We start from the raw sequence: 15,660 nt of genomic DNA, 5'->3' as shown, positions 1-15,660 counted from the left end.
GTCACGCTCCGAACGGATTGGGGCCAAGCCAGCCGTGGATCAGGCCCACGACGGCGAATACGATCACGCCGCCCACCACGGCCATGATTTCCTTGCGCGGCGGGAAGGGGCCGGTCGGGCGGGCCCAGTTCGGCTCGGCGCGGTTGATCAGCACGATCTGGACCAGCGCCCACAGCAGAAGCCCGCCAAACAGCACGAAGGACGGCAGATCGCCGTTCACCAGAAGATGCGCCACCGCCCAAAGCGAAAAGCCGATCAGCTGCGGGTGACGGATCATGCTGGTCACGCGGGTTTTCATACCGGCGGCTGCGAACAGATAGAATGAGACCAGCACCAGAAGGTTGTTGATCCCCTTCAGCGCGGGCGTCGGCCCCCACCAATAGGGCCCGTCCGCCATGCGATAGCCGATCACCATCAGCACGACGGAAACGAAAAGCGAGATGGCGACGCGCGCCTTCGCCTGCTGCTCGGGCATGGCATTGCGGCGCGCGGGCGCGATGCGTTTGAAAAGATGGGCGGCCCACCACAGAAAGACGCCTAGGACTAGAATGAACATCGGGCTGACCTTTTTCGCTGGATGTCGTCTGCGACCAGTAGTTGCACTAAGCGTCCATGCGGGCAATCGCGTCGGCAAGATCCAGCGTAGCGCGCGCGGTGGCGACATGCAGGTTCTCGACGATCTTGCCATCGACGACGGCCACGCCCTTGCCCTGCGCGGTCGCCTCTTCAAAGGCGGCGATCTGGCGGCGCGAAAGCTCGATCTCGGTCATCGAGGGAGCGAAGACCTCATTCGCGATCTCCAGCTGCGAGGGGTGGATCAGCGTCTTGCCGTCAAAGCCCATGTCCCGGCCCTGCTCGCATTCGGCGCGAAGGCCGTCCTGATCCTTGAAGGCGTTGAAGACACCGTCGACGATGATCTTGCCATGCGCCTTGGCCGCCAGCAGGCACATCCCCAGCCCCTGCATCATCGGCAGGCGGTCGGGGCGGAATCGCGCGTTCAGCTCTTTCGCGAGGTCGTTCGTGCCCATGACCATCGCCTGCAGGCGCGGGTGACGGGCGATCTCGGCGGCATTCAGCATGCCCCCGGCCGTTTCCATCATCGCCCAAAGCGGGGTCTGCGGCACAAGCGCGGCGACGCGGTCCAGATCCTCGCCCCGGCTGACCTTCGGCACCAGCACCGCATCCGCGCCGGTCGCAAAGGCGCGGGCATCGGCCTCGCCCCATTCGGTATCCAGTCCGTTGATCCGCACGATCCGCGCGCGGCCGCCGAAATCCGACCGAAGCGCCTCGGCCAGAAGCTCGCGCGCGCCAGCCTTTTCAGCGGGCGCGACGGCGTCCTCCAGATCGAAGATGATGGCATCCGCCGCCAGGGTCCTGGCCTTCTCCATCGCGCGGGCATTGGCGGCAGGAATGTACAGAACAGAGCGATAGGGACGGGCCATCAGAATCCTCACGAAACAATGTTGCGCAAAACTGCATAAATCAGAACCGAATCGCAAGCTCTGTTTCGCCGCACCGCGGCAAATACCTGCCGTTGCTATAGGCCCGCCCAGATCAGCCGCAGCGAAACGAGGATCAAGGCCCAGGTGATGAAGCGGTAAAAGACGGCCTGAGACATGCGCTTGACCAACCAGAGCCCGCAGATCACCCCAAGGATCGCGGGCACTGTCAGGATCGCGGCGACGGTCATGTTCTGGGCCGAAAGCTGGCCCAGCAGCGCATAGGGGCCCAGCTTGATGATGTTGCAGATGGCGAAAAAGATCGTCGTCGTCCCGGCATAGGTCATCGCCGACATGCGCAGCGGCTGGGCATAGACCTGATAGGGCGGCGCGCCCGCATGGGCGACGAAGCTGGTATAGCCCGCGATCACGCCCCAGAACGTGCCCGGGCCCCATTGGGGCGACTTCGCCTCTTGCATGCCGTTGCGGCGCAGCAGCGCGTTCAGGCCGAAGGCAAGGCCAATGACGCCGACGATCAGCTCGACCGTGCTTTCGCTGACCAGATGCGCCGTGGCCCAGCCCAGCAGAATGCCCGAGACCGCGCCCGGCAGCAGCTTGACCAGCACATTGCGGTCAAAATCCTTGCGAAAGGCGATCAGCCCACCGATGTCCGAGAGGATATAGACCGGCAGCAAGATCCCCGCCGCCTGCACCGGAGGCACCTTCAGCGCCATCAGCGGCACGGCGATCACGCCCACCATCGACAGTCCGCCCTTTGCCAGCCCGACCGCGAAGGCGGCAATCGCCCCCAGGATCCAGCCCGTCGTGCCCAGATCCATCTGCGCCGTCCAGCTTGCTTGATACCCCTGCCCGCCTATGCCAACTGCGTCCGGCATGCAATGCAGGCGACTGATAGCGGTCTCATTTTGGGTGCCGTGCCGCCGAGACTTGCGATTCTCGTGCTAAAGCACTAGGGGCTGCGGCGAACCATCATCCAAATCGGAGGTTAACATGGCCCGACCCAAGATCGCTCTCATCGGCGCTGGACAGATCGGCGGCACTCTTGCGCATCTGGCAGCGATGAAGGAACTGGGCGACGTCGTCCTGTTCGACATCGCCGAAGGCACCCCTCAGGGCAAGGCGCTGGACATTGCTGAATCGGGTCCCTCGGAAGGGTTCGATGCCACGATGAAAGGCACGAACGACTATGCGGACATCGCAGGCGCGGACGTCTGCATCGTCACCGCAGGCGTCGCCCGCAAGCCGGGCATGAGCCGCGACGATCTTCTGGGCATCAACCTCAAGGTCATGAAATCCGTGGGCGAAGGCATTGCCAAGCATGCCCCGAACGCTTTCGTGATCTGCATCACCAACCCGCTGGACGCCATGGTCTGGGCGCTGCGCGAATTCAGCGGCCTGCCCGCCGAGAAAGTTGTCGGCATGGCTGGCGTGCTGGACTCGGCCCGCTTCCGTCACTTCCTGTCGCTGGAATTCGGCGTCTCGATGAAGGACGTCACCGCCTTCGTTCTGGGCGGTCACGGCGACACCATGGTGCCGCTGGCCCGCTATTCCACCGTCGCAGGCATCCCGCTGCCGGATCTGGTCAAGATGGGCTGGACCACGCAGGAGAAACTGGACGCCATCGTCCAGCGCACCCGTGATGGCGGCGCCGAGATCGTGGGCCTGCTGAAGACCGGTTCCGCCTTCTACGCCCCGGCAACCAGCGCCATCGAAATGGCCGAAGCCTATCTGAAAGACCAGAAGCGCGTTCTGCCCTGCGCCGCCTTCGTGAAGGGCGCCTATGGTCTGGACGGCATGTATGTGGGCGTGCCCACCGTGATCGGCGCGAATGGCATCGAAAAAGTCATCGACATCAAGCTGGACAAGGACGAACAGGCCATGTTCGACAAGTCGGTCGATGCGGTGAAGGGCCTCGTCGAGGCTTGCAAGGGCATCGATCCGTCGCTGGCCTGAGCCACAGCTGACAAGAGATAGAAAAGCCCCCGGAAGATCGCTCTTCCGGGGGCTTTCCGTTGCGGCTGGATCAGATGAACTCGAAATCCGAGGCCGTGATGTTCCAGTAGGACACGCCCACCAGCGTCACCGTGGTGCCGCCGAAGGTCAGGACCGTGTTCGAGTAGTTGTTCGGATCATAGGTGACGTTCACCTGGCTGAAGTTCTCGGCCCCCGTGCGGATAACGACGCGGTCGATCCCGTCCTGGAAGTCGGTGACGCGGTCGTTGCCATTGTTCGCGTCGAAGGCGAAGCGATCCACGCCAAGGCCGCCGGTCAGGATGTCATTGCCACCCTCGCCCCACAGGAAGTCGTCGCCTGCGCCCGCCAGCAGCGTGTCGTTGCCAAGGCCGCCGTACAGCATGTCATTGCCGCCGCCCGAGTTCAGGGTGTTGGCCAGCGTGTTGCCGCGTAGCAGGTCCGCACCATTGCCCGAGACGACATTCTCGAACCCGCGCAGCACATCGATGCCCATGCCGGTGTTCTGGGCCGTGGTCTGCGCCAGATTGACCCGCACCGCCCCCGCGCCCGAGAAGATCAGCGTGTCGATGCCCGCGCCGCCGTCCAGCGTGTCATTGCCCAAACCGCCGTCCAGCGTGTCGTTGCCGCCCATGCCCGCCAGCGAATCGTTGCCGCCATTGCCGATCAGCAGGTTGTTGGCGGCAGTGCCGGTGAAGACGTCGTTGAAGGCACTGCCGGTCAGGTTCTCGACGCCACGGATGATGTCATTGCCCTGCCCCGTGGCCTGCACGGTGCTGAGGTTCAGGTTGACGCGGATGCCATTGGCCGCGCCCGAGAACAGGATCGTATCGACCCCGGCCCCGCCGTCCATCAGGTCATTGCCAAGGCCGCCGACCAGCGTGTCATTGCCGCCCAGACCCAACAGGGTGTCATTGCCCGCCTGACCGTTCAGCAGGTTCGCAAGGCCATTGCCGGTGAAGGCATCATTGCCCGTGCCGCCGATCAGGTTCTCGATCCCGACAATCTGGTCGCTGCCCTGCCCGGTGTTCTGACGGCCGGTCACGCCCAGATTGACGGTAAAGTTCGTGCCTCCGGCAAAGATGGCCGTATCGACACCCTCGCCGCCGTTGATGACATCGTCGCCGAGGCCGCCGTTCAGCGTGTCAATGCCCGCACCACCCAGCAGCGTGTCATTGCCGTAAAGCCCGTTCAGCGAGTCATTGCCCCCGCCGCCCTCCAGAGCGTTCGCCAACGCATTGCCCGACAGCGTGTCTGCATAGGCTGAACCGATCACGCTTTCGATGGCGATCAGCACGTCGGCGCCCAGACCCGCCCCGATGACCTGCGGCCCGGTCAGCGCCAGATTGACGCTGACACCCGCCGTCGCACCCGCATAGGCGGCGGTATCCATTCCCATGCCGCCGTTCAGCGTGTCGTTGCCCGCGCCGCCGGTCAGCGTGTCATTGCCCATGCCGCCCAGCAGCAGGTTGGCGACGGCATTGCCCGTCAGGCGGTCGGCGTGGTTCGAGCCGGTCACGTTCTCGATCGAGGTCAGCGTATCGCTGCCGCGCCCGCCGCCGATGACCTGCGCATTGGTGATGCCCAGGTTGACGGTGACGCCCGCGCCCGCATCCAGATAGGTCACGGTATCAATGCCGGTGCCGCCGTTCAGGCGGTCATCGCCCGCACCGCCGACCAGCGTGTCGTTACCGGCGCCGCTGTCGACATAGTCGTTGCCCGCATGGCCGGTGAAGCTGTCATGCCCTTCCAGCAACTCGATGGTGTTGTAATTGTAGACCGAGCCGACGCCGCTGATGTTGAACACATCATTGCCGTTGGTCCCGCCCAGATAGTTGCCAATGCCGAAGCGCAGCACCTCGATGCTCGCGACATTGGCCGAGGTCAGCTGGAAGTTCTGCACGTTGATGTTCGACTCGATCCAGATCGTGTCATTCCCATCGCCACCGGCGAAGGTATCGCGGCCGATGTCATTGCCACCGATATAGAAGTAATCGTCGCCCGAGCCGCCATTCAGCAGGTCGTTGCCGCCGCCGCCGCGCAGCTCGTCATTGCCCGCAAGCCCGTTCAGCGTGTCATTGCCCGCACCGCCGTTGACATAGTCGTTGCCTGCATGGCCGGTGAAGAGGTCGTTCCCCTCGTTCATCTCGATGCGGTTATAGTTATAGATCGAGTTGATGCCGCTGATGTTGAACACATCATTGCCGTTCGTGCCGCTCAGATAGTTGCCGATGCCGAAGCGCAGCGTCTCGATCCCTGCGACATTCGCCGTGGTCATCTGGAAGTTCTGCACGCTGATGTTCGACTCGATCCAGATCGTGTCGTTTCCGTCACCGCCCTGGAACGTATCGCGGCCGATGTCATTGCCGCCGATATAGAAGTAATCGTCGCCCGAGCCGCCGTTCAGCAGGTCGTTGCCGCTGCCGCCGCGCAGCTCGTCATTGCCTGCCAGCCCGTTCAGCGTGTCATTGCCCGCGCCGCCGTTGACATAGTCGTTGCCCGCATGGCCGGTGAAGAGGTCATTCCCCTCGTTCATCTCGATGCGGTTATAGTTATAGACCGAGCCGACGCCGCTGATGTTGAACACATCATTGCCGTTCGTGCCGGTCAGATAGTTTCCGATGCCGAAACGCAGCACCTCGACGCCGCTGACATTCGCCGTGGTCAGCTGGAAATTCTGGACGCTGATGTTCGCGTTGATCCAGATCGTGTCATAACCTTCACCGCCGCGGAATGTGTCCAGGCCGAAGTTATTGCCACCGATATAGAAGGTATCGTCGCCTGAACCACCGTCCAGCAGGTCATTCCCGCCGCCCCCGGTAATCGAGTCGTTGCCCGCCAGTCCATAGATCTGATCCGCTTCTGGAAAGCCCACCAGATTGTCGTTACCTGCGGTTCCCGTAATATTTGCCATCGGCCCACTCGCATCACTGAATTTCGCTGTGCGCCCTGCTTAGCACCGTGCAATAAAAATGCGCCAGCATTTCCTGCCCGACAAGAATCGATGACCCAACGTTAGCTCTAACGGTCATATAAGCCGTTCGAAGCCCCGACAGGCGTCCGGGCAGGTTTGTGATCACACCCTTCGAGGTTGCGATCACAAAACGGCAAAACAGCGCTGTTTCCGGTGACAAAGGCGTCATAACGCTTCATGGGCTGGCCGCAATGTGCCAGAACGCCGCCAACCGAATTAGCGGGGAATTGCTCATGAATATCCATGAATACCAGGCCAAGGCGCTGCTGCGCCAGTATGGCGTGCCGGTTTCCGACGGTCGCGTCGTCACCCGGGCCGATGAGGCGAAAGCCGCCGCAGGCGAGCTTGGCGGACCGCTTTGGGTCGTGAAGGCCCAGATCCACGCCGGTGGCCGTGGCAAAGGCCACTTCAAGGAAAAGGAAGCCGGTGAAAAAGGCGGCGTCCGCCTGGCCAAATCGGTGACCGAGGCCGAGGAACTGGCCCGTCAGATGCTGGGCCGCACGCTGGTCACGCACCAGACCGGCGAGACCGGCAAGCAGGTCAACCGCATCTATATCGAAGACGGTTCGGACATCGCGCGCGAGCTTTATCTGGCGCTGCTGGTCGACCGTGGCACCTCGCGCGTCAGCTTCGTCGCCTCGACCGAAGGCGGCATGGACATCGAGGAAGTCGCAGCCTCGACCCCCGAAAAGATCGTCAGCTTCAGCGTCGATCCGGCCTCGGGCCTTTCGGATTTCCACGGCCGCCGCGTCGCCTTCGCCCTTGGGCTTGAGGGTGCGCAGGTCAAGCAATGCGTGGCTCTGGTCAAGAACCTGTATCGCCTGTTCCTGGACAAGGACATGGAGATGCTGGAGATCAACCCGCTGATCGTCATGCCCGATGGCAACATCAAGGCGCTGGACGCCAAGATGGGCTTCGACAACAACGCGCTCTACCGTCACAGCGACATCATCGAGCTGCGCGACACCACCGAAGAAGACCCGAAAGAGCTTGAGGCGTCGAAATACGACCTCAACTACATCGCTCTGGACGGCGAAATCGGCTGTATGGTGAACGGCGCGGGTCTGGCGATGGCCACGATGGACATCATCAAGCTGTTCGGTGCCGAGCCTGCGAACTTCCTTGACGTTGGCGGCGGCGCCACGAAAGAGAAAGTGACCGAGGCGTTCAAGATCATCACCTCGGACCCGAATGTCAAAGGCATCCTGGTCAACATCTTCGGCGGCATCATGCGCTGCGACATCATCGCGGAAGGTATCATCGCCGCCGTGAAAGAGGTCGGCCTGCAAGTTCCGCTGGTCGTGCGCCTTGAGGGCACGAACGTCGAGCTGGGCAAGGAGATCATCGCGAAATCCGGTCTGAACGTGATCGCGGCTGACGATCTGTCCGACGCGGCACAGAAGATCGTGAAAGCGGTGAAGGGCTGATGCGGCGGGCGGGCCAAATCGCAGCGATCCTGCTGCTGACTGCAGGGGCCTCGACGGCTCAGGCGGCCGACGGCACGGGCAAGAAGCTTGTCGACAAGCTTTATGCCGATTGCGATGCGGCCCTCTCGGACCCGGCCAGGGTTCTGACCCTGGGTGCGGCCGCTGACGGCCAATCCACGGTCATGACCACGACGGACGGCAATATCGTGACAGCGACCAGCGCCATCCCCGATGCGGCAGAGGACGTTTTCGGCATCATGACCGTGACGGCCGTCAAGCTGCCCGGCGGCATTCATGCGAGTTGCGTGATTATGCTGAGCGGACGCTCAGTGCCCTCAGAGCTGCGGGACGAGGTGCATGATGCCGCGACCGCCGGGGCGCTGACCCTGATCGGCACCGATCCCGTGCGGATCGGTGGCATCGGCGGCGGTCCTGCCCTGCTGAGCAGCGGTTCGGAAGGTCAGATGCGCTCGGAGGTGCTGACCAATGCCGATTTTCCGCCGACCGCCAGCGTCTCTGTCCAGTCGGCCGACAACGTCGCCACCGTCGCCATAGAAAAATACCGAGCCGCGCCCTGATGCGCCGCGGCCAGACGAGAAACATATATCCAAGGAGGCCCAAGTGGCTGTTCTCGTAGATAAAAACACCAAAGTCATCTGTCAGGGCATTACCGGCTCGCAGGGGACGTTCCACACCGAACAGGCAATCGCTTACGGCACCAAGATGGTCGGCGGCGTGACGCCCGGCAAAGGCGGATCCGAGCATCTGGGCCTGCCGGTCTTCAACTCGGCCCACGAAGCCGTGGCGAAAACCGGCGCCAATGCGACCGTGATCTATGTGCCGCCGCCCTTCGCGGCCGACTCGATCCTGGAAGCCATCGACGCCGAGATCCCGCTGATCGTCGCGATCACCGAAGGCATTCCGGTTCTGGACATGATGCGCGTCAAGCGCGCGCTCTTGGACAGCAATTCGCGTCTGATCGGCCCGAACTGCCCCGGCATCATGACGCCGGACGAATGCAAGATCGGCATCATGCCGGGCTCGATCTTCCGCCGTGGTTCGGTGGGCGTCGTCTCGCGCTCGGGCACGCTGACCTATGAAGCCGTGAAGCAGACCTCGGATGTGGGCCTTGGCCAGTCCTCGGCAGTCGGCATCGGCGGCGACCCGATCAAGGGGATGGAGCACATCGACGTGCTGAAGCTGTTCCTTGACGATCCGGAAACCACCTCGATCATCATGATCGGTGAAATCGGTGGTTCGGCCGAAGAAGAGGCCGCCGAATTCCTGGCCGAGCAGAAGAAAAAGGGCAACTGGAAGCCCACCGCCGGCTTCATCGCCGGCCGCACCGCTCCTCCGGGTCGCCGCATGGGCCATGCCGGTGCCATCGTCTCGGGCGGCAAGGGTGACGCGGAATCGAAGATCGAGGCCATGAAGAAGGCCGGGATCATCGTTGCCGACAGCCCCGCCGGTCTGGGCGAGGCCGTGCTGAAAGCCATCGGCAAGTAAGACTTTTGACTTAGTCGCAGTCCCTACCTACCTTGGGACTGCGACAGTTTAACCGCGGGTTCATGAAGTGTTTGTCGACGGCATCAGACTTCAGCTTGCAGCCTCCGCCCCTGCCGACGGTGACGGGCCCCTTCTGCCCCTCCGCCGCATGGCTGGCCGGACCACCCTGCTTCTGGGCATCGCCTTGGCGCTGACCGCCTGCGGGCGCGCGCCGACCGAGGATATCCTGCGCGGCGGCGTTCCCGCCCGCACGAACCTGCACGAGGCGACCCGCCTTCCCCAGCAGGCCGTGCGCACCGTCAACCGCAACGACGCGGGCTGGCGGTTGATCTATCACCCCGAACGCGCGCCCAACGGGGCCGACCAGCACGCCGCCTCGGCGTTGTGCGGGCTGGAGCGCAAACGCCCCGTGCGGATCGAGGTTCAGCCGCTGGCCGAGCCCTTCGACGATCCCGGCGCGCGCAAAATCGACATCATCTGTGCGTGAGGAGCCGAAACCTTGATCCCTTCCGCATCATTCCTACGCATACCCCGCTTTCTTCCCGCTGCAGGCCAGCATGTCGCCGACCTGCCTCATCCCGCGATCATCGCCGTCTGTACCGAACTGGACGTTTGAACCATGAACGATCAATCCCCCAACTCCGCCTTCCGCGACTCGAGCTTCCTGCAGGGTCAGAACGCCGCCTATGTCGAGCAGCTCTATGGCCAATGGGCCAAGGACCCCTCGGCGGTGGATGCGGCCTGGGACAGCTTTTTCAGCAGCCTTGGCGACGAGGAAGCCGTCGTCACCCGCGAAGCGCAGGGCGCAAGCTGGCAGCGCAAGGATTGGCCGCCGGTCCCCTCGGATGAGACCACCTCGGCGCTGACCGGCGAATGGCCGATGTCGACCAAGACCGAGGCCAGCGCGGCGCTGGACAAGATCGCCGCCAAGGCCGAAGCGAAGGGCATCGCCCTGACCGACGACCAGCTGAAGCGTGCGGTGCTGGACAGCGTCCGCGCCATCATGCTGATCCGCGCCTACCGGATCCGGGGTCACCTGCACGCCAACCTCGACCCGCTGCGCCTGCGCGACGCGCCCGATCATGGCGAGCTGGACCCCGCGACCTATGGTTTCGGCCCCGGCGATCTGGACCGCCCGATCTTCATCGACAACGTATTGGGCCTGCAGATCGCCTCGATCCGTCAGATCGTGCAGCTGATGGAGCAGACCTATTGCGGCACCTTCGCGCTGCAATACATGCATATCTCGGACCCCGAGCAGGCCTCGTGGCTGAAAGAGCGGATCGAGGGTTACGGCAAGGAAATCGCCTTCACCCGCGAAGGCCGCCGCGCCATCCTGAACAAGCTGGTCGAAGCCGAGGGCTACGAAAAGTTCCTGCATGTCAAATACATGGGCACCAAGCGCTTCGGCCTTGACGGTGCCGAGGCGCTGATCCCGGCGATGGAACAGATCATCAAGCGCGGTGGCGCGCTTGGGGTGAAGGAAGTCGCCATCGGCATGCCCCACCGGGGCCGCCTGTCGGTGCTCGCCAATGTGATGGGCAAGCCCTACCGCGCGATCTTCCACGAATTCCAGGGCGGCAGCTACAAGCCCGAGGATGTGGACGGCTCAGGCGACGTGAAATACCACCTTGGCGCCTCCTCCGACCGGACGTTCGATTCGAACACCGTGCACCTGTCGCTGACCGCGAACCCCTCCCACCTCGAAGCGGTGAACCCGGTCGTGCTGGGCAAGGTCCGCGCCAAGCAGGACCAGATGAACGACACCGATCTGCGGACCGCCGTTCTGCCGGTGCTGCTGCATGGTGACGCGGCCTTCGCCGGTCAGGGCATCGTGGCGGAATGTCTGCAGCTTTCGGGCATCAAGGGCCATCGCACGGGTGGCACGATCCATATCATCGTGAACAACCAGATCGGCTTCACCACCGCGCCCAGCTTCTCGCGCACCTCGCCTTATCCCACGGATATCGCGCTGATGGTGGAAGCGCCGATCTTCCACGTGAACGGCGACGACCCCGAGGCCGTGGTCCATGCCGCGCGCGTCGCGACCGAGTTCCGCCAGAAGTTCCACAAGGACGTGGTCATCGACATCTTCTGCTATCGCCGCTTCGGTCACAACGAAGGCGATGAGCCGATGTTCACCAACCCGGCGATGTACAAAAGCATCAAGGGCCACAAGACCACGCTGCAGCTTTACACCGAACGCCTCGTCGCCGACGGTCTGGTCCCCGAGGGCGAGATCGAGGAAATGAAGGCCGCCTTCCAGGCGCTGCTGAACGAGGAATTCGAGGCGGGCAAGAACTTCAAGCCGAACAAGGCCGACTGGCTGGACGGCAAGTGGTCGGGCCTGACGATCGAGCCCGAGGAATACAACCGCGGCGAAACCGCCATCTCGCCCGAGACCATGGCCGATATCGGCAAGGCGCTGGTCAAGCATCCGGCGGATCTGGATCTGCACAAGACCGTCGGTCGCCTGCTGGAGACGAAGTCGAAGATGTTCGACACCGGACAGGGCTTCGACTGGGCCACGGGCGAGGCGCTGGCCTTCGGCTCTCTGCTGACCGAGGGGCATCCGGTCCGTCTGGCCGGTCAGGATTCGACGCGCGGCACCTTCTCGCAGCGCCACTCGGCCTTCACCGACCAGACCACGGAAGAGCGTTACTATCCGCTGAACCACATCCGCAGCGGTCAGGCCCGCTACGAGGTCATCGACTCGATGCTGTCGGAATATGCGGTGCTGGGCTTCGAATACGGCTATTCGCTGTCCGAACCCAACACGCTGACCCTGTGGGAAGCCCAGTTCGGCGACTTCGCCAACGGCGCGCAGATCATGTTCGACCAGTTCATCAGCTCGGGCGAAAAGAAATGGCTGCGCATGTCGGGCCTCGTCTGCCTGCTGCCGCATGGCTATGAAGGTCAGGGCCCCGAGCACAGCTCGGCCCGGCTGGAGCGCTGGCTGCAGGGCTGCGCCGAGGATAACTGGATCGTCGCCAACTGCTCGACCCCCGCCAACTATTTCCACATCCTGCGTCGCCAGCTGAAGCGGAACTTCCGCAAGCCGCTGATCCTGATGACGCCGAAGTCGCTGCTGCGTCACCCGCTGGCGGTCTCTTCGGCTGATGAGTTCACCACCGGTTCCAGCTTCCACCGCGTGCTGCAGGATGATGCCGAACGCGGCAAGTCGGACTTCAAACTGCAGCCCGACGACAAGATCAAGCGTGTCGTGATCTGCTCGGGCAAGGTCTATTATGACCTCTTGCAGGCGCGGAACGCGGCTGGTGCGGACGATGTCTATATCCTGCGTCTTGAGCAGTTCTATCCCTTCCCGGCCCAGTCGATGGTCCGCGAGCTGGAGCGCTTCAAGAAGGCCGAAATCGTCTGGTGTCAGGAAGAGCCCAAGAACCAGGGCGGCTGGAGCTTTGTCGAGCCGAACCTGGAATGGGTGCTGAACCATATCGGCGCCGATCACACCCGCCCGCGCTATGTCGGACGGGCGGCGGCGGCTTCTCCGGCAACGGGCCTTGCCTCGCGCCACAAGGCCGAACAGGACGCGCTGGTCAACGACGCGACCACCATCAAGGACTGACATATGGCTGTCGAAGTACGCGTCCCCGCTTTGGGGGAATCGGTCTCTGAAGCGACTGTGGCCACCTGGTTCAAGAAACCGGGTGACCATGTCGCGACGGATGAAATGCTGTGCGAACTTGAAACCGACAAGGTGACGGTCGAGGTCCCCTCGCCCGTAACCGGTCGACTGGCCGAAATCATCGCCCCGGAAGGGACCACCGTCGCCCCCAACGCCCTGATCGCGCAGATCATGGAAGAGGGGAACGCCGGTCCCGAAGAAATGCTGCCCAAAGAGAAATCGGGCGCCAAGCCCAGTGAAGGAACAGTGACTATGAGCGGAAAACCCGTCGATGTGATGGTGCCCACCCTGGGCGAAAGCGTGACCGAAGCGACCGTCGCGACCTGGTTCAAGAAAGTCGGCGACAGCGTCCAGCAGGACGAAATGCTGTGCGAGCTTGAGACCGACAAGGTCTCGGTCGAGGTTCCGGCTCCGGCAGCGGGCGTGTTGAGCGAGATCTTCGCCCCCGAAGGCACCACGGTCGACGCGAATGCGAAACTGGCCATCATCACCGAAGGTGCGGCGGGCGCTGCCCCCACGCTCGCGCCTGCGGCTGCTCCGGCTGCTGCCGCCGCCCCTGCCGCTGCTGCAGCCCCGGCGGCCACCGCCGGTCGCAGCGATGTCGAGGACGCACCCTCGGCCAAGAAAGCCATGGCCGAAGCCGGCATCAACCGCGATGCGGTCACCGGCACCGGCCGCGACGGCCGTGTGATGAAGGAAGACGTGGCCCGCGCCGGTTCGGCCCCGGCTGCCGCAGCCTCGGCGGCTCCGGCCCCGGCCGCAGCGCCGCGCCAGCCCTCGTCGGCGCAGGACGCCGCCCGGGAAGAGCGCGTCAAGATGACCCGCCTGCGTGCGACCATCGCCCGCCGCCTGAAGGACGCGCAGAACACCGCCGCCATGCTGACCACCTATAACGAGGTGGACATGTCGGGCATCATGGGCCTGCGCAACACCTACAAGGACCAGTTCGAGAAGAAGCACAAAGTGAAGCTGGGCTTCATGTCCTTCTTCGTGAAGGCCTGCTGCCACGCGCTGAAGGAAGTGCCCGAGGTCAACGCCGAGATCGACGGCGGCGACGTGGTCTACAAGCATTACGTCAACATGGGCGTCGCCGTGGGCACGCCCTCGGGTCTGGTCGTTCCGGTCGTGCGCGACGCCGATCTGAAAAGCTTCGCCCAGATCGAGAAGGAAATCGCCGAACTGGGTCTGCGCGCCCGCGACGGCAAGCTGACCATGGCGGAAATGCAGGGCGGCACCTTCACCATCTCGAACGGTGGCGTCTATGGCTCGCTGATGTCCTCGCCCATTCTGAACCCGCCGCAGTCGGGGATCCTTGGCATGCACAAGATCCAGGACCGCCCGGTGGTCGAGAATGGCCAGATCGTCATCCGCCCGATGATGTATCTGGCGCTGAGCTATGACCACCGCATCGTCGACGGCAAGGGCGCCGTGACCTTCCTCGTGCGCGTCAAGGAAGCGCTTGAGGATCCGCGCCGTCTGTTGATGGATCTGTGATCCGGATGGCGCGCGACCCTTTCGGCCGCGCGCCCTGCGAACAGGGAGCCTCTCATGCCCGACAGCGTTGAGCCCCGCCACTGGATCGGCACCGTCTCACGCGAGCACGTGATGCGCGGTGTCGCAGGCGGGTTTGCGATGCTGAACCACGGGAAAGAGGCGCCCCTCCGGCGCGTGCTGCCCGGGCATTGGCTGATCTTCTATTCGCCGAAGGTCAGCTTTCCGGATGGCGCGCCCCTGAAGGCCTTCACCGCGATCGGTCGCATCCGCGAGGGTCAGCCCTATCAGGCCGAAATGGCCCCGGGCATGACCGGCTGGCGGCGTGATGTCGATTGGGGCAAGGCAACCGAAACGCCCATCGCCCGTTTAGCAGATAGGCTGGAGTTTACCCGCGGCAACTGGGGCATGCTTGCCCGCCGTGGCTTGTTTGAAATTTCTGCGGCAGATTTCCAGACCATTCACGCCGCCATGTTAAAGGAGTAACGCCATGACCCAAATGCTCGTTCACTATGAGACCGCCGATTACGCCCGCTTCAAATCGGCCTTCGACGCCGATGCCGAGGATCGGGGCAACAACGGGCTGAGCCTGCTGCAACTGTGGCGCGAAACCGGGCATGGCGTCTGGGCCCTTTATCAGGTCAGCGACGTCAAGGCCGCGACCGCCTATCTGCAGGGCGCGGCGGGCGTCTTCAACAGTCAGGCCGGGGTGACGGGCACCCGCTCGCACGTGCTTGAGACCGCTTGATGTCTGCTGAACTCACCGCCCTTGGCCTTGCCGCCCTGCTTCAGGCCACGCAGATCATGCTGGCCGGGGCTGTGATGAACCGCGATGTCGGCGCAAAGTGGAACGCCAGCGCGCGTGACACCCAGCCCGAATTCTCGCCCCTGACCGGCCGGCTGCGCCGGGCGGTCAACAACCATTTCGAAGGGCTGGTTCTTTTCACGATTGCGGTTGTTCTGGTCACGATGAGCGACGCCACCAATGTGTGGACGGTGTTCTTCTCGTGGCTCTATCTGCTGGCCCGCATTCTCTACATCCCCGCCTATGCCTTCGGCCTGTCGCCCTGGCGATCGCTGATCTGGGGCGTGGGCTTTTTTTCAACCGTTGCGATGATCCTCATCGCCTTGCTCTGACCAGCCACCGCCGACCTGCCGTCGGTTGCACACCTCAAGGAGAGTTTG

General features: G+C 63.5%; 14 protein-coding genes. 10 read left to right on the top strand and 4 right to left on the bottom strand.

What is annotated here, in order from left to right:
* Nucleotide 1: 1 nt before the first annotated feature.
* From IQ24_RS07365 to IQ24_RS07355, 3 genes are all read right to left on the bottom strand, one after another.
* Nucleotides 2-556: an NnrU family protein gene (locus IQ24_RS07365; RefSeq protein ID WP_145397172.1), complete on the bottom strand. Its 555-nt coding sequence runs from the start codon at nucleotides 554-556 to the stop codon at nucleotides 2-4.
* Nucleotides 557-602: 46 nt separating this feature from the next.
* Nucleotides 603-1,442, bottom strand: a complete 840-nt coding sequence (locus IQ24_RS07360; protein WP_145397171.1) for an HpcH/HpaI aldolase/citrate lyase family protein — start codon at nucleotides 1,440-1,442, stop codon at nucleotides 603-605.
* 95 nt (nucleotides 1,443-1,537) lie between these two features.
* On the bottom strand, nucleotides 1,538-2,278 hold the full coding sequence (locus IQ24_RS07355) for a sulfite exporter TauE/SafE family protein (protein WP_145397170.1): 741 nt from the start codon (nucleotides 2,276-2,278) through the stop codon (nucleotides 1,538-1,540).
* 172 nt (nucleotides 2,279-2,450) lie between these two features.
* Between IQ24_RS07355 and mdh the strand changes: the two genes are divergently transcribed.
* Nucleotides 2,451-3,413 carry a malate dehydrogenase gene (mdh, locus tag IQ24_RS07350; RefSeq protein WP_145397169.1) on the top strand — a complete coding sequence of 321 codons (963 nt, stop codon included), beginning with the start codon at nucleotides 2,451-2,453 and terminating at the stop codon, nucleotides 3,411-3,413.
* A gap of 70 nt (nucleotides 3,414-3,483) precedes the next feature.
* On the opposite strand, the gene IQ24_RS07345 is transcribed toward mdh, so the two are convergent.
* A complete protein-coding gene (locus IQ24_RS07345) occupies nucleotides 3,484-6,345 on the bottom strand; it encodes a beta strand repeat-containing protein (protein WP_145397168.1) in 2,862 nt (953 codons plus the stop codon).
* 293 nt (nucleotides 6,346-6,638) lie between these two features.
* Here IQ24_RS07345 and sucC point away from each other — a divergent pair, with 293 nt between their 5' ends.
* The 9 genes from sucC (at nucleotide 6,639) to IQ24_RS07300 (ending at nucleotide 15,612) form a co-directional block, all read left to right on the top strand.
* Nucleotides 6,639-7,832, top strand: a complete 1,194-nt coding sequence (gene sucC / locus IQ24_RS07340) for an ADP-forming succinate--CoA ligase subunit beta (protein ID WP_145397167.1) — start codon at nucleotides 6,639-6,641, stop codon at nucleotides 7,830-7,832.
* Entirely contained in the window at nucleotides 7,832-8,410 is a 579-nt protein-coding gene (locus tag IQ24_RS07335; protein WP_145397166.1) for a hypothetical protein, read from the top strand. Before sucC ends, IQ24_RS07335 begins: the two co-directional genes overlap by 1 nt.
* Nucleotides 8,411-8,453: 43 nt before the next feature.
* The gene (gene sucD / locus IQ24_RS07330; RefSeq protein ID WP_145397165.1) at nucleotides 8,454-9,338 is read left to right on the top strand and encodes a succinate--CoA ligase subunit alpha; all 885 of its coding nucleotides are present in this window, start codon (nucleotides 8,454-8,456) and stop codon (nucleotides 9,336-9,338) included.
* Nucleotides 9,339-9,405: 67 nt separating this feature from the next.
* Entirely contained in the window at nucleotides 9,406-9,825 is a 420-nt protein-coding gene (locus tag IQ24_RS07325; RefSeq protein ID WP_145397164.1) for a hypothetical protein, read from the top strand.
* Nucleotides 9,826-9,957: 132 nt separating this feature from the next.
* Nucleotides 9,958-12,924: a 2-oxoglutarate dehydrogenase E1 component gene (locus IQ24_RS07320; RefSeq protein WP_145397163.1), complete on the top strand. Its 2,967-nt coding sequence runs from the start codon at nucleotides 9,958-9,960 to the stop codon at nucleotides 12,922-12,924.
* A gap of 3 nt (nucleotides 12,925-12,927) precedes the next feature.
* A complete protein-coding gene (gene odhB / locus IQ24_RS07315; RefSeq protein WP_145397162.1) occupies nucleotides 12,928-14,478 on the top strand; it encodes a 2-oxoglutarate dehydrogenase complex dihydrolipoyllysine-residue succinyltransferase in 1,551 nt (516 codons plus the stop codon).
* 54 nt (nucleotides 14,479-14,532) lie between these two features.
* The gene (locus IQ24_RS07310; RefSeq protein ID WP_145397161.1) at nucleotides 14,533-14,961 is read left to right on the top strand and encodes an EVE domain-containing protein; all 429 of its coding nucleotides are present in this window, start codon (nucleotides 14,533-14,535) and stop codon (nucleotides 14,959-14,961) included.
* Between the two features lie 4 nt (nucleotides 14,962-14,965).
* Nucleotides 14,966-15,223: a hypothetical protein gene (locus IQ24_RS07305; RefSeq protein ID WP_145397160.1), complete on the top strand. Its 258-nt coding sequence runs from the start codon at nucleotides 14,966-14,968 to the stop codon at nucleotides 15,221-15,223.
* Entirely contained in the window at nucleotides 15,223-15,612 is a 390-nt protein-coding gene (locus IQ24_RS07300; protein WP_145397159.1) for an MAPEG family protein, read from the top strand. Before IQ24_RS07305 ends, IQ24_RS07300 begins: the two co-directional genes overlap by 1 nt.
* Nucleotides 15,613-15,660 lie beyond the last annotated feature (48 nt).

Source organism: Paracoccus sulfuroxidans (assembly GCF_007830335.1).
GTDB lineage: Bacteria > Pseudomonadota > Alphaproteobacteria > Rhodobacterales > Rhodobacteraceae > Paracoccus > Paracoccus sulfuroxidans.
Note: the sequence above shows the minus strand (reverse complement) of the source record. Positions and strands in the feature narration are given on the sequence as shown.

Coding starts and splice junctions, on each gene's coding strand:
- IQ24_RS07335 (WP_145397166.1), top strand. CDS start 7,832: ATGCGGCGGGCGGGCCAAATCGCAGCGATCCTGCTGCTGACTGCAGGG.
- mdh (WP_145397169.1), top strand. CDS start 2,451: ATGGCCCGACCCAAGATCGCTCTCATCGGCGCTGGACAGATCGGCGGC.
- IQ24_RS07355 (WP_145397170.1), bottom strand. CDS start 2,278: ATGGATCTGGGCACGACGGGCTGGATCCTGGGGGCGATTGCCGCCTTC.
- sucC (WP_145397167.1), top strand. CDS start 6,639: ATGAATATCCATGAATACCAGGCCAAGGCGCTGCTGCGCCAGTATGGC.
- IQ24_RS07365 (WP_145397172.1), bottom strand. CDS start 556: ATGTTCATTCTAGTCCTAGGCGTCTTTCTGTGGTGGGCCGCCCATCTT.
- odhB (WP_145397162.1), top strand. CDS start 12,928: ATGGCTGTCGAAGTACGCGTCCCCGCTTTGGGGGAATCGGTCTCTGAA.
- IQ24_RS07345 (WP_145397168.1), bottom strand. CDS start 6,345: ATGGCAAATATTACGGGAACCGCAGGTAACGACAATCTGGTGGGCTTT.
- IQ24_RS07360 (WP_145397171.1), bottom strand. CDS start 1,442: ATGGCCCGTCCCTATCGCTCTGTTCTGTACATTCCTGCCGCCAATGCC.
- IQ24_RS07300 (WP_145397159.1), top strand. CDS start 15,223: ATGTCTGCTGAACTCACCGCCCTTGGCCTTGCCGCCCTGCTTCAGGCC.
- IQ24_RS07310 (WP_145397161.1), top strand. CDS start 14,533: ATGCCCGACAGCGTTGAGCCCCGCCACTGGATCGGCACCGTCTCACGC.
- IQ24_RS07320 (WP_145397163.1), top strand. CDS start 9,958: ATGAACGATCAATCCCCCAACTCCGCCTTCCGCGACTCGAGCTTCCTG.
- IQ24_RS07305 (WP_145397160.1), top strand. CDS start 14,966: ATGACCCAAATGCTCGTTCACTATGAGACCGCCGATTACGCCCGCTTC.